At 44.3% G+C, this 23,980-nt stretch carries 18 protein-coding genes; 9 read left to right on the top strand and 9 right to left on the bottom strand.

Annotation, left to right across the window (positions count from 1 at the left end):
- The first annotated feature begins 76 nt into the window (after nt 1-76).
- From dnaG to ACFPIK_RS05650, 5 genes are all read left to right on the top strand, one after another.
- Nucleotides 77-2,014, top strand: coding sequence for a DNA primase (dnaG, locus tag ACFPIK_RS05630; RefSeq protein ID WP_377913096.1), 1,938 nt, complete (start codon nt 77-79; stop codon nt 2,012-2,014).
- An 87-nt stretch (nt 2,015-2,101) separates the two neighbouring features.
- The gene (locus ACFPIK_RS05635; RefSeq protein WP_377913098.1) at nt 2,102-3,313 is read left to right on the top strand and encodes a bifunctional 3,4-dihydroxy-2-butanone-4-phosphate synthase/GTP cyclohydrolase II; all 1,212 of its coding nucleotides are present in this window, start codon (nt 2,102-2,104) and stop codon (nt 3,311-3,313) included.
- An 86-nt stretch (nt 3,314-3,399) separates the two neighbouring features.
- The gene (locus ACFPIK_RS05640) at nt 3,400-4,044 is read left to right on the top strand and encodes a hypothetical protein (protein ID WP_377913100.1); all 645 of its coding nucleotides are present in this window, start codon (nt 3,400-3,402) and stop codon (nt 4,042-4,044) included.
- A 6-nt stretch (nt 4,045-4,050) separates the two neighbouring features.
- A complete protein-coding gene (gene surE / locus ACFPIK_RS05645) occupies nt 4,051-4,833 on the top strand; it encodes a 5'/3'-nucleotidase SurE (RefSeq protein WP_377913102.1) in 783 nt (260 codons plus the stop codon).
- Between the two features lie 272 nt (nt 4,834-5,105).
- Nucleotides 5,106-7,097 carry a tetratricopeptide repeat protein gene (locus ACFPIK_RS05650; RefSeq protein ID WP_377913104.1) on the top strand — a complete coding sequence of 664 codons (1,992 nt, stop codon included), beginning with the start codon at nt 5,106-5,108 and terminating at the stop codon, nt 7,095-7,097.
- Here the strand turns inward: ACFPIK_RS05650 and ACFPIK_RS05655 are convergent.
- The 4 genes from ACFPIK_RS05655 to ACFPIK_RS05670 all read right to left on the bottom strand — a co-directional run bounded on the left by ACFPIK_RS05655 (nt 7,035) and on the right by ACFPIK_RS05670 (nt 12,995).
- Nucleotides 7,035-7,907: a type 2 periplasmic-binding domain-containing protein gene (locus ACFPIK_RS05655; protein WP_377913106.1), complete on the bottom strand. Its 873-nt coding sequence runs from the start codon at nt 7,905-7,907 to the stop codon at nt 7,035-7,037. The two genes, ACFPIK_RS05650 and ACFPIK_RS05655, sit on opposite strands and share 63 nt — an antisense overlap.
- 72 nt (nt 7,908-7,979) lie before the next feature.
- Nucleotides 7,980-9,305, bottom strand: coding sequence for an MFS transporter (locus ACFPIK_RS05660; RefSeq protein ID WP_377913108.1), 1,326 nt, complete (start codon nt 9,303-9,305; stop codon nt 7,980-7,982).
- A gap of 31 nt (nt 9,306-9,336) precedes the next feature.
- Nucleotides 9,337-11,775, bottom strand: a complete 2,439-nt coding sequence (locus ACFPIK_RS05665; protein WP_377913110.1) for a glycoside hydrolase family 31 protein — start codon at nt 11,773-11,775, stop codon at nt 9,337-9,339.
- Nucleotides 11,776-11,963: 188 nt separating this feature from the next.
- Complete coding sequence (locus ACFPIK_RS05670; protein ID WP_377913112.1) at nt 11,964-12,995, bottom strand: LacI family DNA-binding transcriptional regulator; 1,032 nt, start codon at nt 12,993-12,995, stop codon at nt 11,964-11,966.
- A 303-nt stretch (nt 12,996-13,298) separates the two neighbouring features.
- Here ACFPIK_RS05670 and ACFPIK_RS05675 point away from each other — a divergent pair, with 303 nt between their 5' ends.
- The 3 genes from ACFPIK_RS05675 (at nt 13,299) to ACFPIK_RS05685 (ending at nt 18,799) form a co-directional block, all read left to right on the top strand.
- Nucleotides 13,299-16,100, top strand: a complete 2,802-nt coding sequence (locus ACFPIK_RS05675) for an alpha-amylase family glycosyl hydrolase (RefSeq protein ID WP_377913114.1) — start codon at nt 13,299-13,301, stop codon at nt 16,098-16,100.
- An 18-nt stretch (nt 16,101-16,118) separates the two neighbouring features.
- On the top strand, nt 16,119-17,180 hold the full coding sequence (gene fbaA / locus ACFPIK_RS05680; RefSeq protein WP_377913116.1) for a class II fructose-bisphosphate aldolase: 1,062 nt from the start codon (nt 16,119-16,121) through the stop codon (nt 17,178-17,180).
- Between the two features lie 68 nt (nt 17,181-17,248).
- Entirely contained in the window at nt 17,249-18,799 is a 1,551-nt protein-coding gene (locus ACFPIK_RS05685; RefSeq protein WP_377913117.1) for an alpha-amylase family glycosyl hydrolase, read from the top strand.
- A 60-nt stretch (nt 18,800-18,859) separates the two neighbouring features.
- Here the strand turns inward: ACFPIK_RS05685 and pfkA are convergent, their stop codons facing one another.
- The 3 genes from pfkA to ACFPIK_RS05700 form a co-directional block, all read right to left on the bottom strand.
- Nucleotides 18,860-19,846, bottom strand: coding sequence for a 6-phosphofructokinase (gene pfkA, locus ACFPIK_RS05690; protein WP_377913119.1), 987 nt, complete (start codon nt 19,844-19,846; stop codon nt 18,860-18,862).
- Entirely contained in the window at nt 19,836-20,216 is a 381-nt protein-coding gene (locus tag ACFPIK_RS05695) for a methylglyoxal synthase (protein WP_377913121.1), read from the bottom strand. Before ACFPIK_RS05695 ends, pfkA begins: the two co-directional genes overlap by 11 nt.
- 228 nt (nt 20,217-20,444) lie before the next feature.
- Nucleotides 20,445-22,487, bottom strand: a complete 2,043-nt coding sequence (locus ACFPIK_RS05700) for a S9 family peptidase (protein ID WP_377913123.1) — start codon at nt 22,485-22,487, stop codon at nt 20,445-20,447.
- A 213-nt stretch (nt 22,488-22,700) separates the two neighbouring features.
- Here ACFPIK_RS05700 and mscL point away from each other — a divergent pair, with 213 nt between their 5' ends.
- Complete coding sequence (mscL, locus tag ACFPIK_RS05705) at nt 22,701-23,123, top strand: large-conductance mechanosensitive channel protein MscL (protein ID WP_377913125.1); 423 nt, start codon at nt 22,701-22,703, stop codon at nt 23,121-23,123.
- A gap of 37 nt (nt 23,124-23,160) precedes the next feature.
- On the opposite strand, the gene ACFPIK_RS05710 is transcribed toward mscL, so the two are convergent.
- Together ACFPIK_RS05710 and ACFPIK_RS05715 are read right to left on the bottom strand one after the other, a co-directional pair.
- Nucleotides 23,161-23,598: a hypothetical protein gene (locus tag ACFPIK_RS05710; protein ID WP_377913127.1), complete on the bottom strand. Its 438-nt coding sequence runs from the start codon at nt 23,596-23,598 to the stop codon at nt 23,161-23,163.
- 10 nt (nt 23,599-23,608) lie between these two features.
- Nucleotides 23,609-23,965 carry a hypothetical protein gene (locus ACFPIK_RS05715; RefSeq protein WP_377913129.1) on the bottom strand — a complete coding sequence of 119 codons (357 nt, stop codon included), beginning with the start codon at nt 23,963-23,965 and terminating at the stop codon, nt 23,609-23,611.
- Nucleotides 23,966-23,980 lie beyond the last annotated feature (15 nt).

The raw sequence follows: 23,980 nt of genomic DNA on the forward strand, positions 1-23,980 counted from the left end.
ATGTCAAATAGTTCTGGAAAACCTTCTTCTTCCAATTGTCAATTCTGAGCTTAACTTTGTTTCTTTCACCCTTCCTATGAGTGTAAGCAAGCTGACAAGTGATAAAGTAAAAGAACGCGCAGACATTGTCGAAGTGGTGGGTGACTATGTGCAGTTGAAAAAGAAAGGGCAAAACATGTGGGCCTGCTGCCCTTTCCATGGTGAAAAAACTCCGTCTTTTTCCATTTCTCCTGCGAAGCAAATCTACAAGTGCTTTGGTTGTGGCAAAGCAGGTGATCCCATCCAGTTTGTCATGGATATTGAAGGGATTGGATTTCAGGAAGCAATCCGACATCTCGCAGGAAAATACGGGATAGAGGTCGAAGAGGAAGAGACCCGTACTCCGGAACAAAATTTGGAGCAAAATGAGCGGGAAAGTCTTTTCATTGCATTGAATTTTGCCAAGGACTTTTTTGTAAAAAATCTGGAAACCCCCGAAGGCCGTTCGATTGGGGTCAGCTATTTTAAAGAGCGGGGATTTACCCCTCAGATCATCCAAAAATTCGACTTGGGGTACGCCCTGGATGGATGGGATCATTTGTTGAAAGCTGCAAAATCCGCTGGATTCCAGGAAGAAATTTTGCTTAAGGCAGGATTGATCCTCCAAAAAGAAGGGGAGCCCGAAAGGATGTATGACCGCTTTCGGAATCGGGTCACATTTACCATCCACAACATCAGCGGAAAGCCCATTGGCTTTGGTGCCCGAATTCTGACAAAGGATAAGAATCAGCCTAAATACATCAATTCTCCTGAGACGCCAATTTATCACAAAAGCGATGTGCTTTATGGGATGTTTCAGGCCAAAAAGGCTATTCGGGATTTTGACAACTGTTTCTTGGTCGAAGGCTATACGGATGTCATATCCATGCACCTATCGGGAATCGAAAACGTGGTAGCCTCTTCTGGAACTTCGCTTACGGAAGGTCAAATCAAACTGATCAAGCGCTTTACTAATCAGGTGACCGTCCTCTATGACGGAGACAATGCCGGAATCAAAGCTTCTTTGAGGGGGATTGATTTACTTCTAGAGGGAGGGCTTAATGTGAAAGCGGTGGTGTTTCCGGATGGCGAGGATCCGGACAGCTTTTCAAGGAAAGTTGGATCTCAAGCATTCCAAGATTATTTGAAGGCAAACAGCCGTGATTTTATAGGTTTCAAAATTAGCCTATATCGGGATGAAATCGCTAAAGATCCCATTCGAAAGGCAGAGGTAATCCGTGAAGTGGTTCAGAGCATCGGAAAGATTCCTGATCCGATAATCCGATCGGTTTATACCAAAGAAGCCTCAGGATTATTGGAGATCGAAGAAGGGATCCTGCTTTCGGAATTGAACAAAAATCTGGTCAAGACACAGAAAGATCAGTTTCAGAAAGCAAAAGAGGAAAAGGAAGCGGAAGAGCAATTGGAGGAATTGATTCCTACAAAAGTTGAGATTTCAGCTGAAGAGACGCTAAGCATTCAGGAAAAGGAGACTATCCGTCTGCTGATCAACTATGGTTGGCAAAAGCTCGATCACGAAGACCTACACCTTTGTCAATACCTACTGGCCGAAACGGAAGGCATAACTTTTCAAACCCCTATCTATCAGAAAATAATGATGCTCTATCGCAATGCGTTGAGTCAAGGAGAAATTCCTACGCATGATTTTTTTATTGGGCAAAGAGACGCTGAGGTTAAGCAAGTGGTCATTGATTTGATAACCCCCAGACACGAGATTTCTACTCATTGGCACGAGCGCCATCAGATCTTCATAACCACGGAGGCTGATGATTTGGCTCAGACTGCTTTTAAGTCGATTCTTAGGCTGAAAAGGAGACTGGTTCAAAAAATGATGGAGGAGGCTAAGCAAAAAATCAAATCAGCTGAATTGGAGAAACTCGAAGTGGATAAAGTATTTGAGCTTCAGCAAGTTTATTTCGAGCTCAAAAAAGTCCAACTTGAAATAGACAAAGAGCTTGGAATTGTCATTGGTTAAAAACCAAACTTTCTTTGGTGACTTCCTGTTTTACACCTTAAAGAAGCTAACTTTGCTTCGTTACATCCCTTACTCAACTCAATTCCTGTGGAAAATTATCAGTTAGATCCCATCGAAGACGCCATTGAAGCCATTAAAAACGGGGAGGTAATTATCGTAGTCGATGATGAAGACCGTGAAAATGAAGGGGATTTCGTGTGTGCAGCGGAGAAGGTGACACCTGAGATCATCAATTTTATGGCGACACACGGTAGGGGGCTCATTTGTGCCCCGCTTATTGAAGACCGTTGTGATCAGCTAGGGCTTGAATTAATGGTGGGCAATAATACGGCAGCTTTTGAGACCCCATTTACAGTGTCTGTGGACTTAATCGGCCATGGATGTACTACAGGGATTTCTGCTTCAGACCGTGCCAAGACCATCAAGGCCTTGGTGGATGATTCGATCCATCCCAGTGAATTAGGCAAACCTGGACATATTTTCCCCCTGAAAGCCAAACGGGGAGGTGTAATCCGAAGAGCTGGTCACACCGAAGCCGCAATAGATTTTTCCAGGTTGGCTGGTTTACAGCCCGCTGGGGTTTTGGTGGAAATCATGAATGAGGATGGTACCATGGCTAGATTGGATGATTTGTTCAAGGTTCGTGAACGCTTCAATCTCAAGCTTGTATCTATCAAAGACCTCATCGCTTACCGACTAAAAAATGAGTCTCTGATCAAGCGTGAAATCGGTGTGGAAATGCCTACTACTTGGGGAAGTTTCGATCTGATCGCTTTCAGACAAACTAACACCCAAGAAATCCACATGGCTTTAATCAAAGGTACTTGGGAAAAAGATGAGCCAGTTCTGGTACGCGTACATTCCTCCTGCGTGACAGGGGATATTTTCGGATCATGTCGTTGTGATTGTGGCCCTCAACTACACGCTGCGATGCAGATGGTTGAAAAAGAAGGAAAAGGGGTGGTGCTCTATATGAATCAAGAAGGCAGAGGCATAGGCTTAATCAATAAGCTGAAAGCCTACAAACTTCAGGAGCAGGGCATGGATACCGTCCAGGCCAATTTGGCTTTAGGCTTGCCTATGGATGGTAGAGATTATGGTGTGGGTGCTCAGATTTTGCGGGATCTTGAAATTTCCAAAATCCGTCTTATTTCCAATAATCCTCAAAAAAGGGTAGGCCTCCTCGGCTATGGGCTGGAGATCGTAGAGCAGGTGGGAATTGAGATTCAGCCTAATCCTCACAATGAAAACTACCTCAAAACCAAACGTGACAAAATGGGGCACAACATTTTGAAATAATCTGTGCTGAAATTTTGAATCAATTACGTAGCAAGAATTAACTCGGAGGCGTTAAGGCCGTATATGAAGTACCTTATTTGACTCTTATGAAAAAAGCCTGGCTTAGTATCCTTCTTACCTTTTTGAGCTTGGTGTCAGTCATTGCTCAAAATCAACAGTTTCCCTCGCAGATTTGGCATAAAGGGAATATTTTCCTCGCTGATGGAGCTACTTTCAGTGGTCAGCTGAAGTATGACATGGACAATAACCTTGTACAGCTCCAAGCTGAGGCAGTTACCACATTTACTGCTTCCAATGTGGTGAGTTTTGAGATTTATGATGAGACCTATGGAGGAATAAGAAAATTTTACAGTCTTCCTTATTCTTTAAATGGAGACTATGAAACTCCGATTTTTTTTGAAGTGCTCACCCAGGGTGAAAACATTGCCTTGCTTTGCAGAGAGTACATTGCCACAGATACCCGTGGGATGAATAATTGGGGAGCAATGGGTATGGGCATGAATCCGTTTTGGGGGCCACCCAATTTTACAGGGTACCGATTGGCATTTAATTATTATTTTCTAAAAAACGGACGGCTTGAAAAATACAGTCTAAAAAAGAAAGACTTGTTTTCCATGCTTCCCGGACACGATGACGAAATCGATCTTTTCATGAGAAAAAATCGATTGGAGCATGACAAGCGTGGTGATTTGTTGCGAATCACTGCTTATTACAACGAATTGCAGAATTAATATCCCATGTCCAGACCATTGATCCTCGTCTCCAATGACGACGGCATTACCTCCAAAGGTATTCGAGTATTGGTATCCGTTATGAAAAAACTGGGTGATGTCGTGGTGGTTGCGCCGGATAGCCCGCAATCTGGAATGGGGCATGCGATAACCATTGGCGAGACCCTACGCCTATACGAAGAAGATATTTTTGAGGATGTATTGGCCTACAAGTCCAGTGGTACTCCGGCTGATTGCGTCAAATTGGCTAAGCACTATGTCCTAAAAGACCGTATTCCCGACCTTGTGGTAAGTGGGATCAATCATGGTTCGAATACTTCGATCTCCGTGCTTTATTCCGGTACTATGTCCGCTGCGATCGAGGGTGCATTGGAGGGATATCCTTCTATCGGATTCAGTCTGTGTGATTTTTCTTCTAAAGCCGATTTCTCTCATGTTGAAGAATGGGTGGAAAAAATAGCCAGACAAGTGCTTGAAAGAGGAATTGCCAAAGGGGTAGCCTTGAATGTGAATTTTCCTCCCAAAAGAAACGAACCTATTAAAGGAATTAAAATCTGCCGGCAGGCCGATGCAAAATGGCAGGAGGAGTTTGCTGAGCGATATGACCCTACTGGAAGAAAATACTTTTGGATGGCAGGAAACTTTGTGAATTTTGACAAAGGGGAGGACAATGACGAGTGGGCTATCGCGAATAACTACATCTCTATTGTCCCTTGCCAATATGACCTCACGGCTTATCATGCGATTTCCCAAATCAACAAAGAGTGGGATTGGGATCAGTTAGGATAAAGCACCGTGTTTATTCATTCAATAAGTCAGAATACCCTTTAATTTCTTCATTTATTGATGATTGGATGGATTTTGACTTAGATTTTGGATCTAAACCGGACATGAGGGTAAGTTTCTCTAATCTCTTTTTTTTGGTAACAATAGGTGAATTAGGTAATGCACCTAAATTTTCTAAAAAATTGATAACAATGGTGTTATTTTGAAACAAATTGATCTATCAAGGTTGATTTATTGTGTTTATTTTGCATTTCATATTATTTAAAAAATCATCTGTGTTATCACGCTTTCTGATATTGCTTTTTTACTTGATGCCCTTGGTCACCCTTGGCAATCCGGAACAAGTCGATCAGGATAGTTTGGTGGTATTGCTTTCAGGTAAAAAAGGTAAAGAGAGGCTTGAGATTCTCAATGAGGTAGCAACCCAAGTAAGAGAATCAAACCAGAAAATTGCTTTTTCCTTCTCAAAGGAAGCTGATTCCTTAGCTTCAAGTTTAAAAGATACTTCTGCTAAAAGCAGAGCTTTGGAAAATATCGGTTGGATTTATTACCGACAAGGCAATTGGCAAAAGTCATTTGAGTATTCTAGCGAAGCTTATCGAATGGCATTAGCAGTAGGGGATAAGCTTCAGGCCGCAAGACTGATGAATAATTTGGGAGCTCTCTATTATGAGCAGATGAATTATGAAAAAGCAATTGAGCACTTTAGAAGAGGATATGAGCTTGCTACTGAAGTAGATGATCTATACACTCGTATTAGAAGTTTGAACAATGTAGCCCTTAACTTTACTCAATCCGGTAACCAGGATTCTGCTCTTTATTTTGCTCAAACTTCCATCAAATTAAATGAAGATGCAGGATCTCCTTATTTGACCTCATTCGCACATCGAGTAGTAGGAGATGTATTTTTAGCAAAAGGAAATTACGATACAGCTCAGGTTATTTTTTCTAAGTCTCTGGATTTGGCGAGGGCTCAAAAAGTGAAGTCTTTCGAAGCTGGAGTCCTCCATCGATTAGGAAATGCTTTTCTTCTGGGAGGCAAATTGAAGGAGGCTAAAGAGGTTCTTTCTTTTTCTGTGGGATTTTGCGAGCAGGAAGGATTTTTGGATGAGCTTTCAAAAAGTCATAAATACTTAGCCCAGGTTTATGAAAAAGAAGGGAATATCCAAAAGGCTTTTGCCCACCTCCAAAGTCATCAGATTTACAATGATTCACTTGTAAATAAATCCAATAGGGATCGGTTGAACTTGCTCCAGGGCATGTTTGAAGAAAATCTTGAAAAATCTGAACTCGAGCTTTTGAAGGCTCAAAATGAAAATCAGGCTTTTCGATTAGCAAGTTCAAAAAGAAACATCCTTATCCTTTCTTTGGGGTTGGCGGTGATTGCTGTCCTTTTGATCCGGATGTATTTTTTAAATGTAAGTGTGTCTAAAACCAATCAAGATCTGGTTTCCAAGCAAAAGAGAATTGAGGAACAAAATCAGGCATTGGAGTCACAATCTGCTGAACTTTCGGTGATCAATGAGACTAAAAACAAGCTGTTTTCCATTCTAGGCCACGATTTGCGCGGACCGGTAGGTCAGGTTAAAGCGGTGGTTGACCTTTTGACTGGAAATCAATTGGATCAGAGAGAATTTGAATCCTTGATTTCTACGCTCAAAAAAGACATTGACTCAGTCAATTTTACACTGAATAACACCCTTCAATGGTCTATGTCACAAATGGGCGGTTTCAAAATCAATGCAGCTGAATTTAATCTCAGGAATACAGTAGATCATTCTTTATCCCTTTTGGAGTCCTCATTCAAAGAGAAAAATCTTCAAATCTGCAATCAGATGGAGGATGAGGTAATGGCATTTGCTGATCCCAATTCAATTGAAGTGGCGGTCAGAAATGTCCTGAATAATGCTGCAAAATTTTCTAACAATGGTGGTTCTATTTTTATTTTTTCTGAAAAAAATACGGACTTCATAAGAATGTGCATTCAGGATCAGGGTGTTGGAATGTCAGAGGAGCAAATCAAGGCAATCTTATCTGATTCGTATACGATTACAAAGTCAAAACCCGGTACCCAAAAAGAAAAGGGCTCGGGGTTGGGTCTACAACTCACCAAAGAATTTGTTCGGAAAAATGGAGGCGAAGTATTTATCGACAGTCAAATAGGTGTTGGCACTAAGTTTTGTATTCAGCTGCCTTGTACTCCATTAATCCTCGACTCGGAGATGACTCAAATCCAAAAATCTTCCCAAGTCCAAGTCACCGCTTAGGATTTTCAGGTCTTTCATTATCTGTATCGAATTCTCTAAAACAGACTTGGAAATTACCGGTTCGGTGCACCAAATGGTCTGTTTGAGCCATTGTTTCACATCTTCAGGATTGAGCTGATATTCAATAGCCAGAAGATCGGCGAGGTTTTCCGATGGTGACAGGACGTGAGAAAGTCGATATATCTCATTTCTCAGATCAAAAATCACTTCTCCAAATTCTGTAAGTGCTGCTGCTGAAGCAACCATTACAAAGCAAGGCCAAGGACTTGGAATTTCTCCAATTCGTTTCATCTTGCCTTTTTCCACCATCGGTGCAGTGGTATATTTCTCCCAAAGAAAAATCCCCTTACTCCCTGCATCCATCGCTTTTTCGGCTCCTTCCATATTGCCCACCAGTTCAAAAGTAAGGGACGAAGTATCCCAGTTTTCTCTTTTGGCCAAAACCATTGCCATCAGATGCGATCCTGAACCCATTCGGCTGATCAAGACTTTCTTTTCCTCCAACTCTGAAAGTGAAGAAACTCCACTGGTTTGACCTACATGAATTCCCCAAATCAAAGGAGAGGTCACATGAAATCCAATCATTTTGGACGGATTTCCTGCTTCAAAATCTTTCAAGAAACTCTCTGTGAGTAAGATTGCGACGTCAGTATCTCCATTTCGGAGGTCCAGATTCATCTGTCCTGAGCCTCGAGATTCCTCTTTCCAATCGATCGTGATTCCACGTTTTAAAAAAGGTTGTTGCTCGAAAAGCAAGCGAAACGGATAATTGAAATGCTCAGGTACTCCGGTGATACGAAGGGTTTTCATCGAGATGGATTTTCCCTAAAAGTAAAAAGCCGAAATGAAATCATTCCGGCTTTTGGTAAGAAATAGGTCAAATCAGTCGTGAGTGGCTTTTTTGTCTGTGATCAGTAGATTGGACAGACCGGCCAAGATCAACAAGGTCCCGGCAAGCAGCATGGTATTGATCACAGCTTCACCAAAAAGGAGTTTATATAAGAAATTGACCCCGCCTAGTGCAGCTACGATCTGTGGAATAACGATAAACATATTGAAAATCCCCATGTAAACCCCCATCTTTTTGGGCTCTACCGAACCCGATAGCATGGCATAAGGCATCGAAAGAATACTTGCCCAAGCAATACCCACTAGAGAAAAACAAAGGTGTAGCATCCAAGGATCAGTGATAAAGTAGATCAGGATAAAGCCAAATCCTCCGGCAATCAAACTGACGAGGTGAAGGAGCTTTCGGTTGATTTTGATTTTGGATGCGACAAAGGAAAGAACCAACGCGTAGATCATCGAAACCAATCCATAAGTGCCTAAGTAATTTCCTACACTATCAGCGGCATTGTTGTAAGCTTCTGAAGTAGTGTCTGTCGCTCCGAAAATATGCTCTGTGATGGCAGGCGTCGCAAAACTCCACATGGTAAAAAAGGCAAACCAAGAGAAAAACTGCACTAATCCCAATTGCATCATCACCTTTGGCATAGAGGAAATATTTTTCAAGATCTCTTCAAAACCACATAAAAATCCCTTTTTTGCCGCTTTTTCCCGCTCAAATTCTTCCAAGTCCTCAGGAGGATATTCATCAGTGGTTAGGATTGTGTAGAGGATCGAAGTGAACAGGACCAAGGCACCGATGCCAAACGCATATTTCACAGAATCCGGTACTACGCCCTCCGCAGCGGTATTGGGTACGCCCAATTGTGTCATCATCCAAGGCAGATTGGAGGCTACCCAGGTACCAATCCCGATGATTAGCGTTTGTACCACAAACCCGTAAGAACGCTGTGAGTCCGGAAGCTTATCAGCGACCAAAGCTCGGAAGGGTTCCATGGAGATATTGATCGAGGCGTCCAAAATCCAGAGTGCTCCGGCAGCCATCCAAAGAGCCGAAGAGTAAGGGGCAAAAAACAAAGCCACCGTACTCAGGACAGCACCGATAAAGAAGAAAGGTTTTCTCCTTCCAAACCTCGGATGCCAAGTTCGATCACTCAAGTAGCCTACAATAGGCTGTACGAGCAAACCCGTAAGTGGGGCTGCAATCCATAAAAAGGGGATTGCATCCTTGTCTGCTCCGAGGGTCTGAAAGATTCTGGACATGAATCCGCCCTGCAGGGCAAATCCAAATTGAATTCCCAGAAATCCGAAACTCATGTTCCAGATCTGCCAGAAACTCAGCTGTTTTTTTTCTTGGGTCATTTTGGGTGGGTTAGTGGGGTAGGGAAGAGGTTTAAATCAGGCTAGTAATGACGATCTCTTCTGAGGTATAAGGTAACTCAAGAATCCTAAGATTTGTGATTTCGAAATAAGGATGATTATGCTCAGGAAGCGGATCAAACTCGGTCAGCCTCTCCAAAAATGCATAGTTCCTGGTTTGGAGCGCTTCTTTCTCCCCATTCACCTCAATGGAGTCAGATTCAAAACTATGGAGAAACAATCGAATGGTGTGGAAATCACTTTTTCTAGAACCAGTCGCTTCCTCTAAAATTAGTAATTGCTGCTCGGGTTTGTAGTGAATCTTGCGCTGGTGAAAGTCTCCTTCGAGGTAGTTCAAACCTTCACCAGCATCTTCATAATGGATAAATTCAGAGCCAGTCTCACCTTGATACACGTGGATACTTAGGATTCCGTCAGTATTCTCTTCGGTATGCGTGATGTCAGATTGCATAGTGAAAACCTGACCTCCTTTTACATAGATGGGAAGGTAATTGAGCGGGCAATCTTGGTAAATCACCTTATTGCCTTGGTGCTTTTGATCCGAATAGAGGTAATACCATTTTCCCTGCGGGAGGTAGACTTTGGTGATTTCCTTGTGGCTTTCCACTGGGGCTACCAAGAAAGCATCGCAAAAGAGGTATTCGTTTTGGTAGGCACTTTGGTAGATCATTTCATCCTGAGAATAGGCTACTGCCAAGGAAGCTGAGATTGGAAGACCGGTAATTGAGCTAGAGTAAAACTTGCTGTAGATCGTAGGTAAAAGTTTATATCTCAGCTTCATATAGTTTCTGCTGATTTCCTCTACTTCCTCTCCAAAAGCCCATGGCTCCGAGTCATTGGTGTTGATCATGGAGTGAGCACGATAGAAAGGTGCAAAAGCGCCAATGCTCATCCAGCGGGCAAATAGGCTTTTACTGGCCTCACCTGCAAATCCTCCCACGTCATACCCTGCGAAAGAAACTCCACTCAAACCCAGTGAATTCACTAATCGAATTCCTGCCAGCATGTGCTCTTCGGAAGCCACATTGTCACCTGTCCAAGCAGCCGCATAGCGCTGTATCCCTGCAAATCCGGATCGGGTCAGGACAAAAGGCCTTTTCTCTGGATTTTGAAAGGCTGAACCTTCCTGCGCACTTCGCGCCATCTGCATGCCGTAGATGTTTCTGGCTTTTCGGTGTGAAGCTCCTTCGCCTTCGTAGTCAAACTCGATCAGATTGGGAGTAAACTGACCCCAAGAAGCAGGTTCATTCATATCTGTCCAGAAGCCATCCACCCCAGCTTCGGTGTAAAAGGCCATTTCCTCCGCCCACCAAGTCCGGGTTTCAGCTTTGGTGAAGTCAGGGAAGGCGCACCAACCCGGCCATACTTGGGCCTCATAGGTTTTTCCATCCGGATAGTTTACGAAAAGACCATTTTCCAAACCTTCTTCATAAGGTCTGTATCCTTTTTGTGTTTTGATACCCGGGTCCATGATCACTACCACCTTAAACCCTTTTTCCTTGAGCCTTGCAATCATGGCTTTGGGATTGGGGAATTTTTCCCCGTCAAAGGTAAACACCTTGTAAGCTTCCATGTGGTGGATGTCGAGGTAGATCACATCAGCCGGCATTTTTTTGTCCCGAAATCCCTGAGCCACCGCATAGACTTCTGACTCCGGATAGTAGGAATAGCGGCATTGCTGAAAGCCAAGCGCCCATTTGGGTGGCATTTGCATACGTCCGGTCAGCCAAGTATAGGCTGAAATAATCTCCGCCATGGAGGGCTGATGGATAAAGTAGTAATCCATGTCACCATCCTCGGCACTGTAATAGATAAATCGGTTGGTGGAGGCACCAAAGTTGAAAACTGTCTTATGGGTATTGTCAAAGAAAATTCCATAAGCTCCCTGGTCGTGAACGCCAAGAAAAAAGGGAATACTCATGTACAGCGGATCGTCACCGACTCCGTATGCGAAGTAGTCCGTATTCCAGTTGGTGTAGGCTTTGCCAAATCGGTTGAGATTACCGGTCTTTTCTCCCAAACCGAGAAACTTCTCATTAAGCTGAACTTCCTTGTAGTTGCTTACTTCCGTGCCAATCCATGAGATGCCAAGGCTATCGTCCTGGTTGAGCAATTTTCCGGACTGATCGTAAAAGGAGAGTCTGAAAGAGGCTAAATCTATCTCCAGTTTAAGCAAGTTGGTCTTTAAGATTAGCTTCTCCTGAGACTCTTCGAGTTTGAAGGCTGTTTGCTCAGGGGATGAGACCACGGAATAGGGATTGGGCTCGAAGTTTTCCATTCGACTCGCCTGAACTCGGATAATCCCGTCTTGATAGACTGTGATTTTAAAAATGGACCGTTTGCTCCTTCCTTCGAGCCCTGTTCGATTGGATTTCCATTCGAGGATTTCACCGAAAGTGGAGTTTCGAGCCGAGTTTTTGGAAGTTTTTGCGGCAGTAGAAGTAGCGTTCATTTCTTGTCTAGTTGACCACTAGGGTAGGTGGTATGCTAAATTAGAAACGAAAGTGAAGGATAAAAATCAGAAATCAGGCCTCAGTGCACTGCAGAAGGCTTTTTTATATTCTGAAATCCCCTTCCATTTAAAAATTTGCCCTATTCAAACGATTGCAATTGGAAGGAAATATTTTTTCAAGAAAATCATCATTTTTCTATCCTAACAGAGGATTTCCTGATCAATAATTCGGTTTCTAACACCACAGATGGTTCAAAGTCCTCGAGATTGATTTTCTTTTCGATCAGGTCCAGTAAAATCTCCGTTGCTTTTGCGCCGATTCGTGAACCCGGCTGTGCCACAGATGTCAAGCTTGGATCGATCATGGAGCAAAATTGCCAATTGCTAAATCCCACGATGCCAATTTGATCGGGCACTGTGAGGCCGGCGGCTTTGCAGGCCATCATTGCTCCTACTGCAGCCATGTCATTGTTTCCAAAAAAGGCATCAGGTCGAGGTGACAATGTATTCAGAAGATGTGCTGTTATTTTCTGGGCTTCGTCATCGGTACGCGTTTCGACGATGTAATCCGGGTTAGTCTCAATTCCAAAATCTCTCAAGGCATCTTGATAGCCACGAATCCGTTCCTTGGATATCTTCAAATTAGAAGGCCCTGCTAAGTGGACTATTCTGGAATATCCTTGAAGAATCAGGTGTTTGGTAGCTTCGTATGCACCCGAGTAGTCATCCACGATGACATGTATTGCCCCCTCGATATCGGGAACTCTGTCAAAAAACACGATCGGATAGCCTTTGTCCAAGAGTCTCGAAAAGTGTTCGAAATCCGTGGTTTCTTTGGAATAACTCACTAAAAAACCATCAATTTGATTGGAAAGCATGGTGTCGATACTGGACTTTTCACGGGCGATTTTCTCATTCGTTTGGGTCAAAATCACATTGTACCCTCTGGAAAATGCCACTTCTTCTATTCCGCTGATTACAGTAGAAAAGAAAAAATGGACCACCTCGGGGATGATTACCCCTATGGTAAAGGATCGGCTTTTTCGGAGAGAAAGTGCAATCGCATTAGGCCGGTAGTTGAGCTTATCGGCCATTTCTTTGACTTTGCGCTTGGTTTCATCGCTGATTCCGGGATAGTCTTTCAAAGCTCTGGAGACGGTGGAAGAGGATACGTTTAGTTCTCTGGCGATGTCTTTGATGGTGGATTGCTCGAGCTTCATTAAAAATCTTCGGTTACTTTTCTTTAAAGATAAGACGATTACCTACAGTGGGATGGATTTTGTTGGGCTGATTTTAGATCATTTTTTCAGAGTTTAAAAATCTTGGGATCAAAGGTGGAAAAAAGTTTTTGATGCAATCGTCACCGCAAACGTGTGCATAAAGCTGCACTGAGCTTTTGAATTCCAAAAGCTTGCAGGTTCCCTTTGTCGAAAGTAGTTTACAGGTTCTTTCTACCACTCATTTGGATTTACCTAAAATATAGTCAAGTCTGAAAGTGAAAAACAACAACTAGTACCCTTTCCATGAACCCAATAGCCAGATATTTTCTAGTTCTTTTATCGTTTTTTGGCACTCTAGCCATCACACTTGCACAGGTCACTACAGAACCCGCAATTCCAAATGCAGGCAGCACGGTCAAGATCATCTATGATGCATCCAAAGGAACGACAGGACTTAAGGATTGCAATTGCGACGTGTACATCCATATTGGGGCGGTTACCGGTGGACCTACTTCCACCACATGGACCATTGTTCCTTTCCAATGGGGTACCACCACTGCGGCTGCAAAAATGACCAAAGTGACTGGTCAGCCAAATATTTACACCTTTGAACTGGTTCCAAATACTTTTTTTGTCAATCCTAACAACCTGACGATTTTTAGATTGGGGATGGTTTTCAGAAATGCTGACGGAACCAAAGAAGGAAAGACTTCTACCAACTCTGACTTTTTCATCAACCTTGCGCAGGGTTTTGATGTGAGTTTTACTTCACCCCAATCCGCTACATCGGTTTCGCTGGAAGTTGGCAAATCCTTTGAGTTTAAAGCTGCTGCCTCGCAAGCTGCCGACCTGAGCATGGAACTCGATGGGGTAAAAGTAGCCGAGGCTAAGAATGCACAAGAACTCGTTTACAATTTCACAGCCACACAGGCGGGCAATTTTAATTTGGCTGTGAAAGGAGTAAGTGGCTCGTTGAATGATTCCCAATCGCTGAATTTGGTGGTTTTTGCAGCTTCAGAGACGGCTGCACTTCCTGCGGGAGCCAAATTAGGCATCAATTACCTCTCTGACACCGAAGTAATTTTGGCGCTGCAAGCTCCTAAGAAAAGCATCGCACATGTCATCGGTGACTTCAATGATTGGAAGGTTCTGCCGGAGTATCAAATGAAAAAAACACCCGATGGGGAAGTCTTTTGGCTAAAGCTCTCAGGCTTGGTGCCCCAGCAGGAATACATTTTCCAATACTTGGTCGATGGAGATATCCGCATCGGAGATCCTTATGCCGACAAGACCTCGGATCCTTTTAACGACCAAGAGATCATTACCCAAAACCGACACCCTGGTCTCAGACCATATCCATCAGGAAAGACAGAATTTCAGGCTACTTACCTGCAAACAGGTCAAACTCCATTTGCTTGGAAAAACCTTTCCTACACCAAGCCCAAGCCTGAAGAATTGGTGGTATATGAATTATTGGTAAGGGATTTTGATTCGAAAAGAACCCATCAAGCTGTGATTGATCGGCTGGATTACCTGAAAAGTCTTGGCATCAACGCAATTGAGCTGATGCCTGTGGGCGAATTTGAAGGGAATCTTTCCTGGGGCTACAATCCATCCTTTTTCTTTGCTCCCGATAAATATTACGGAACCAAAAATGACCTCAAACGCCTAATCGATGAAGCGCATGGCAAAGGAATGGTGGTCATTTTGGACATGGTGCTCAATCATGCTTTTGGGCAAAATACCATGGTGCGTCTGTACAATGACGGGGATTATGGAGCTCCTACCGAAGACAATCCTTGGTTTAACCGAGTGGCCAAGCACCCTTTCAATGTGGGGTATGATTTTAACCACGAGAGCAAATACACACGCACTTTTGTCGATTCGGTCAATAATTATTGGTTGACGGAATATAAAGTCGATGGCTTCCGATTTGACCTTTCCAAAGGTTTCACTCAGGTAAATTCGGGAGACAACGTAGGGCAATGGTCCCAATACGATGCTTCCAGAATTAAAATCTGGAAACATATCTACGACCGCATCAAAGCGAATCATCCGGATGCTTATGTGATTTTGGAGCATTTGTCCGAAAATCTGGAAGAAACCGAGTTGGCCAATTATGGGCTGATGTTTTGGGGCAATATGAATGGCGCTTTCCGAAATATGGCCAAAGGAAACAATGATAATATTGACTGGGCATATTATAAAAACAGGCAATGGACCAAAAATCACCTGATTGCCTATCAAGAATCGCATGACGAGGAACGGGTGATGTGGGAAACCAGAAATTTTGGACTGACCTCCCCGATTGATCTGAGAGGTTTGGAGAATGCCGTCAATCGCAATCAGTTGCTCACTGCATTTTACTTCGGTATTCCGGGGCCTAAGATGCTTTGGCAGTTTGGTGAATTTGGCTACGATTTGGAGCTCAACAATGATCGATTGGGAATCAAGCCTACCCGATGGGAATATTTACAGGATGCGCAGCGGCTTCGCTTGTTTAAGCTATATCAGCAAATGATCAAGTTGAAAAGTGAACACAAAGTCTTCTCATCACCTGCAAAAGCCACCCTTAACTTGAGTGCTTCCATCAAATCCATTCAACTGGAGCATCCTGACTTGGATGTGGTGATTCACGGTAATTTTGGGCTCAATACAGTCACCAATATCTCTATCGATTTTCCAAAGGCCGGAAAATGGTACAATTACTTCACCGGAGAAGAAATCACGCTTTCAAGCACCACGAGGACGGTTAGTTTCCGCCCAAGTGAATTTGTGGTCTATACCAGCAAGAAGCTCCCAACTCCAGAAAAGGGGATTTTGCAAGAAGACTTTGTTACAGCAATTCCTGAGGAAGTAAATACCAATGGCTTTAAAGTATATCCCAATCCAGCCTCTCAAACCCTCACCGTGGAGCTGCCTAAAGACATGACAGAAGCTACTTTCCGTGTAGTGGATATGGCAGGAAGACTGGTTTTTGACGGACAGCGCAGGACAGCCGATCAGATTTTAGGATTTGATCTAAGTGAAATTCAGGCAGGGATTTATATCTTTGAGGCGTTTGACAACAAGCGGGTGCTGCATCAGCGCTTTATTAAAAAATAACCAAACCTAACTCAAACTATGAAATTTAAACCTGGAGTAAAGTACGGGGAAGAACTCAGAGACCTTTATGCGTATGCAAAGGAGAATGAATTTGCTTTTCCGGCAGTGAATGTGATCGGTACGAATTCAGTGAATGCAGTACTTGAGACTGCCAAAAAGATGAATTCTCCGGTGATCGTTCAGTTTTCCAACGGTGGAGCTCAGTTTTTTGCAGGCAAAAGCCTTCCTAATGACAAGCAGCAGGCTTCTATCGCAGGTGGTATTTCCGGTGCGCACCACGTACATCAGATGGCAGAAGCCTACGGAGTTCCTGTGATTTTGCACACCGACCACGCAGCTTTGAAATTACTTCCTTGGATCGATGGCCTTCTTGAGGCGGGAAAAGCGTACCATGCTGCTTACAAGCGACCGTTGTTTAGCTCACACATGCTCGACCTTTCTGAAGAGCCGCTTCATGAGAATATTGAGATTTCTGCCAAGTACTTCACCGAGTTTGCCAAGCTGGACATGGCGATCGAAATCGAACTTGGGGTAACAGGTGGAGAAGAAGACGGGGTAGATAATTCTGACGTGGATTCTTCCAAGCTTTATACTCAACCAGAGGAAGTAGCTTATGCCTACGAGCATCTGAAAGAAATCAGTGACTTGTTTACCATTGCAGCTGCTTTCGGTAACGTGCACGGGGTGTACAAGCCGGGTAACGTAAGCTTGAAGCCGATCATTTTGAAAAACTCCCAAGACTACATTAATAAGAAGCACGGTACTACCGGCAAGCCTTTGAACTTTGTGTTTCACGGTGGTTCTGGTTCTTCGGTAGAGGAAATCCGCGAGGCAAACAGCTACGGATCAATCAAGATGAACATCGACACTGACATGCAGTGGGCGATGTGGGAAGGCATCTTGAACTACTACAAGAAAAATGAAGCCTATCTGCAAGGACAATTGGGTAACCCAGAAGGTCCGGATAGTCCAAATAAAAAATATTACGATCCACGCGTTTGGTTGAGAAAAGGCGAAGAACAGTTTGTGAAAAGATTGGAATTGGCCTTTGATATGCTCAATGCGGTGGGAAGAAACTAAGTTGCTTACCCTTACCCTTCTGAAAAAGTCACTTGTCATGAGTGACTTTTTCTTTTACTTATTTACCTATGAAAAATATCCTGATCGCAAGCAGTTTGGCAGCACTAACAATTTTGGCTTCCTGCCAGTCCAAAACCACTCCCGAAGTCAAAAACTACTGGCCTCAAGCAGGCGTCACCTACGAGATTTTTGTCCAATCTTTCCATGACTCCAATGGCGACGGAATCGGTGACTTCAATGGCGTAACCCAAAAGCTGGATTACATCAAAGAACTCGGCGCCAATGCGATCTGGTTTATGCCTATCATGCCTTCGCCGACCTATCACAAGTACGATGTGACCGATTACAAGGCCGTGCATCCGGACTACGGAACAATGGATGATTTCAAAAAACTACTTGAGGAAGCTCACAAGCGTGACATCAAGATCGTAATCGATATGATCATCAATCACACTTCTACGGAGCATCCTTGGTTTCAAGCCTCCAAATCCGGTCGAGACAATGAGTTTCGGGATTACTATGTTTGGGCTCAAAAGGATACCATTGCGGCATTTTTGGATAAAAAAGTCATCACTCTTGACTCAGACAACATCCGTCAGTGGCACGACCCGGGACAAGGGGAGGATTACTACTACGGGTTTTTCTGGGGAGGAATGCCTGATTTGAACTTTGACCATCCTAAGGTGAGGGAAGAAATCTATGATATCGGACGATTTTGGCTGGAGGAAGTAGGCGTGGACGGTTTCCGACTGGATGCCGCCAAGCATATTTTCCCGGATGATAGACCGTTGGACAATCACGCCTTTTGGAAGGAGTTCCGTGCCAAGATGGAAGCCATCAAGCCGGATGTGTATTTGGTAGGAGAGGTGTATGACAAAAAGGAGATTGTTGCCCCATACCTACCCGGTTTGCCTGCACTGTTCAATTTTGACTTTCATTACACCCTGATCGAATCGCTGAATTCCGGTGATGGCCAATTGCTGTTGCAAAAGCAAAAAGAGGTTTTGGACTTTTACCAAGGCATCACGCCCAACTTTATCGATGCGATTTTCTCTTCCAATCACGATCAACCTCGATTGCTAAATGACTTGAAGGAAAATCCTGCTAAGTACAAACAAGCGAGTGCGATCCTGCTGACCATGCCTGGAGCGCCTTACCTCTATTATGGTGAGGAAATCGGCATGCTAGGACTGAAGCCGGACGAAAACATCCGCGAGCCTTTCCTTTGGGATGCGCAAGCCAAAGATTCAGGTCGAGCTGCTTGGATTGCTGCCAAGTACAGTACCGATGCGACGGTGACTCCACTGGCGGCACAGCGAAAGGATCCAACCAGCTATTTCAACCATTACAAAAATCTGATCACTTTGCGAAATTCCTATCCAGCCTTGGCGGTAGGAAGTTTAGAACTGAGTAAGACAGCCTATTCCAAGGAGATCATGGCTTATCACCGAAAAACCGCCGAGCAGGAACTCTTCATCGTTCACAACGTCGGAGGGACTGAGTCTGCAATCGAACTTCCCGAGGGATTTGATACTGCTCTTTTCACCTTGGGTAAAGGACAAATCCAATCCGGGAAACTGACTCTGGGAGCTAATTCCAGTGTGGTGTTGAGCAAATAGAAAAAGAAGAGGCCCGATGTTGAATCGGGCCTCTTTTGTGATCTAAATTCCTGATCGTTCTCAGGTAGAAAGAATATTGGCGATTCTGAGGTCTTCGTCATCGACTTCCTTGTCATCTACGATGGCTTTGACGATCGGGGTATAGACGATCTTATTGTTGATCGTGCCGGCCATCACGTCGTATTTGCCTTGCATGAGTCCTTCTACCGCTGCCACGCCAAGCTTGGATGCTAGGAGTCTGTCGAAAGAAGTTGGGGCACCGCCACGCTGCAAGTGTCCGAGGATGGTAACCTTGATGTCGTAGTAGGGAAGGAATTTTTTCACTTTATCTGCGATTTCCTGTGCCGAACCACTTTTTCCACCTTCAGCTACGATCACGATGTTGGATGATTTTTTGGCTTTGGTTCGTGACTTAAGCTTTTCTACGAGCGTTTCGATTGGTGTCTTGCGCTCAGGGATCAAAATCGCTGCTGCCGCACTACCGATTCCCGCATTGATGGCGATAAATCCTGCATCACGACCCATTACTTCCACGAAAAACAGACGGTCGTGGGAAGTAGCGGTATCACGGATTTTGTCTATGGCTTCGATGGCCGTATTGCAGGCGGTGTCAAATCCGATAGTCAGGTCTGTTCCGGAAAGGTCATTGTCAATCGTACCGGGAAGTCCGATGGCAGGAATGCCGTATTCCTGATAGAAGAGGTGAGCGCCTGTAAGCGAACCGTCGCCTCCGATTACCACCAGGGCATCGATACCGTGACTTTTCAGGTTATTGTAGGCTTTCTGCCTTCCTTCGGGTGTTCTGAATTCGTCGCTTCGTGCAGATTTGAGGAAGGTTCCACCTCGTTCGAGTACGTGGGTGATGTTTTTGGAATCAAGCTTTTTGATGTCATTTTGGATCATCCCTTCGTAGCCACGGTAGATTCCATACATTTCAAGTCCGTAATAAAATCCGGCTCGTACGGCTGCACGAATGGCTGCATTCATTCCGGGTGAGTCACCACCGGAGGTGAGTACACCGATTTTTTTGATATTCTTAGGTTCCATAGGTTTGTGTCAAGGCTTTAAACATGAGCTCGGCCGAAGCGGGATTGGTGGCCAAGGGGATATTGTGCACGTCACAGATTCTCATAAGCATCTGAACGTCCGGTTCGTGGGGGTGCTTATCTAATGGATCACGGAAGAAGATCACTGCAGCAAGTTTTTTCTCAGCGGCCAAGGCAGCAATTTGGGCGTCACCACCCAAAGGTCCAGAGAGTAATCTTTCTACTTGGAATCCGGCTTTTTCGATATGTGAACCCGTGGTGCCCGTGGCTACGAGATCAATATCTACGCGGTGTAAGGCATCGCGGAATCCGCTTAAAAAGTGAACCATGTCGGCTTTTTTACCATCATGGGCGATTAAGGCGATTTTCATCGATTGGGTTTAACTAGGTTTGGCACCAAAGTTAGGGAAATTTTGATTTTTCACTTATTGGCGGAAGTTTATTGTCAATGAGCTGTAGAAACTTGAGGCAAGGAAACCGATTGCACGCAAGAAAATTATTTTGTTGGGAAGAAGTGATTGGGAGAATAAGAGAATAGAGATTAGGAGATTAAGAGAATTTGAGAATGGATAGTAGAGTTTAAGAGACTGGAGATTGGGTCAACTCGTCTTTTCTTCCAGCATCAAAAGAAAGGCGTATTCCAAGGCGAGTTCTTTCAAGGCATTGAACCGTCCTGATGCCCCTCCGTGACCGGCTTCCATATTGGTGTGCAAGAGTAGGAGGTTGGAATCGGTTTTCTTGTCCCGAAGTTTGGCTACCCACTTCGTAGGTTCCCAATACTGCACCTGGGAATCGTGCAAGCCAGAGGTAACCAAAAGGTTGGGATAGGCTTTTTCCTCTACATTATCGTATGGAGAGTAGGAGAGCATGTATTCGTAATATTCCTGATGCTTGGGATTGCCCCATTCCTGAAACTCCCCGGTGGTCAAGGGAATGCTTTCATCAAGCATGGTGGTGACTACATCTACGAAAGGCACATTGGCGATGACGCCTCTGAAAAGCTCGGGTCTCATGTTGATTACCGCTCCCATCAGCAGTCCTCCCGCACTGCCTCCCATGGCATGCAAGTGCTCCGGTGAGGTGTAGTTTTCGTGAATCAGATGTTCCGCACAAGCGATGAAGTCGGTAAACGTATTTCTCTTTCGGAGCATTTTCCCGTCTTCGTACCAATGTCTGCCTAAGTCCTCCCCGCCGCGAATGTGGGCGATGGCAAAGACAAAACCCCGGTTGAGAAGGCTGAGTCGATTGGAGGAAAAGTAGGCGTCCATGCTGTAGCCATAGGAGCCATAGGAGTAGAGAAGCAGGGGATTTTTTCCGTTTTGGGAGAAAAGGGATTTTTTATACACCAATGAAATCGGTACCATCACGCCGTCTTCAGCTTTGGCCCAAATTCGTTCGGAATAAAATTCTGATGAATCGTAGCCACCGACCACTTCCTGCTGTTTGAGGAGGCTTTTATCTCTGGAAATCAGGTGGTAGTCATAGACCGAACTCGGAGTGGTCAAGGAATTGTATCCAAATCTCAGGATGTCGGTTTCAAATTCAGGATTGGTAGAGATCCAAGCGGTGTAGGTTTCGTCATCAAACTGAAGGGAATGTCCTTCCCCTTCCCAAGGCAGGATTTGAATTTGGGTTAAGCCATTGGAGCGCTCTTGGGTTACTAGGTACTTTGCAAACAGGTCAAAGTCTTCCAAAAGAACGGCAGCCCGATGGGGAATCACATCCTCCCAATTGGCTTTACCCGGATTAGTGACAGGTGCTTTGACTAATTTGAAGTTTTGTGCTTGGTCATTGGTGCGGATGTAAAAATGTTCTCCATAGTGATCCGAAGCATATTCCAAATAGGGGATTCGTTCTTGGAGTACTTGAAAAGCGGAAGTTGGGTTGTTTGCCTCAATAAATCTCACTTCGGAAGAAATGGTACTTTCCGAATGAATCAGGATGAATCGCTCGGACTTGGTTTTATGCACCACGCAGCTAAATTCCTCATCCGCTTCTTCGAAAATCAGTTCGTCGGTAGCACAGTCTGTTCCAAGTACGTGTTTGTAGATTCGGTATGACCGAAGTGTTTCCGGATCTTGTTTGGAGTAGAAAATCGTTTGGTTGTCGGCAGCCCACACGAAGTTCCCGGTGATTTCGGGGATGCTTTCAGGATAGATTTCCCCGGTTTCCAGGTTTTTGAAATAGATCGTGTATATTCTTCTACCCACTTCATCTGCGGCAAAGCCGAGGATTTTTTGATTAGGCGTGGTCGCTGTGCCACCCACTTGGTAGTAGGATTTTCCTCTGGCGAGCTCATTCACGTTGAGGATGATTTCTTCCTCAGCCTCTATCGAGCCTTTTTTTCGGCAATAGATAGGGTATTCTTCTCCCTTTTCGTACCGGACATACCAATGATAGCCGGATTTGAAGTAGGGGACACTCTGATCATCCTCTTTGATTCGGCCTTTCATTTCTTCAAAAAGGCTATTTTGAAACTCCTCGGTCGGTTTCATGACCTGTTGGAGGTATTCATTTTCTTGATTCAGGTAGTCGATGACCTCCGGGTTTTCCCGGTCATTCATCCAATAGTAGTCATCGATGCGCTGATGACCGTGTATTTCTAAAATCTGTGGCTTCTTAGGTGCGAGGGGTGTCTGCATGTACTCGTAAGTTTGCTGCAAGGTTAATCAAATTTGGAGCAGCTTGGTTCGTGAGAAAGTCGGATTTGGTAGGATTTAGCAATTGATTTGATTCCATTTTCAGGAAAAAGAGCTGAGAATTAGGCAAAAGCTTGATATCTGTTTATTTTAAAGACTGATTACTTCCTTTCAAATAAAACAAACAATCAAAATTTTCAACCAACCTTTCATTTTATGGGATTACTTCAAGAATTTAAAGAGTTTGCGGTCAAAGGGAACGTCGTAGACTTGGCTGTCGGTGTGATCATCGGTGGCGCTTTTGGGAAAATTGTATCTTCATTCGTCAACGACGTCGTGATGCCACCATTGGGGTTGTTGATCGGCGGAGTGGATTTCAAGGATTTGGCAATTATTTTAAAAGAATCCTCTACCACTGAAGCTGGTGAGGCGGTGGCTGCTGTGACGCTGAATTACGGGATGTTTATTCAAAATGTGGTGGATTTCACCATTATTGCTTTTGTGATATTCTTGGCGATCAAGGGGATCAATAAGTTTAACAAGAAAAAAGAGGAGGCCCCCGCTGCACCTCCGGCGCCACCGGCACCCACCCCAAGCGAAAAATTATTGGAAGAAATCAGAGACTTGCTTAAGAAATAATAGAAAAGGCCCGAAATTGATCATTTCGGGCCTTTTTTCAATTTCCTTGTCCACGCTGCCGCTGGTAGATGTAGCGGTTAAAATCCCTCGCTATGTCATGAAGCATCAGGACTTGCTTTGAAGTGATGACTTTGGAAACCTCTGCTACAAAGGCTTTTTCCTCATCAATCAATTTCTGCTGAAGTTGTAACCGCTTTTGAATTCGGATTTTTGCTTCTTCTTCCGTGATAGCCTCACCGCCACGATTGAGCTGCGAGATAGACTTCATCGATGCTTCTCGTTGCTCAGTGTATTTGTTGAAGATTGGCCAAAAACGTTCCGCTTGTTCCGGTTTCAGATCAATTCGGGAAGTGATAAATGCGATCCTTGCTGCTTGTAGCTTTTCGGGATCAATATTCTGATTTGGCCTTTGCGCCATGACGTTTCCTGCCAAAAGCAAGAAAAGTAGGAGAAGGTATGGAGTGATTTTTTTCATGACGATGGGATTAGTACCAATTTTCATCTTCGACTTCTAGAGGGAGATCGTCTGGACCAAACTGATCCTCGATGATTTGATCCAGGATTTCATTTGGATTTTCAGACAGTCCTAGCACATCTTCTGATGACCACTGGTTGCTTTCTATGTAAAGTAATGCTTCTTCTTCTAATGTTAGAGGTGCCGTGGGTGCGTTAATCAGTCCAAACTGCCAAATACCCAAGGTGACCAAAACAGAAGCGGCAGCAGCATATCTGATGAAGATACTCGAGCGTTCTCGTTTTGATTTTTGAATGATCCGATCAGGAAGTCCTTCAAAGTATCCCTCGGGGGCCTTGAATTCCTGTAACTTGGGTAACTTTTCCATTGGCATTTAGACTTA

Origin of the sequence: Algoriphagus aquatilis, from assembly GCF_042657405.1 — a bacterium.
In the GTDB taxonomy this organism is placed as follows: Bacteria; Bacteroidota; Bacteroidia; order Cytophagales; family Cyclobacteriaceae; genus Algoriphagus; species Algoriphagus aquatilis.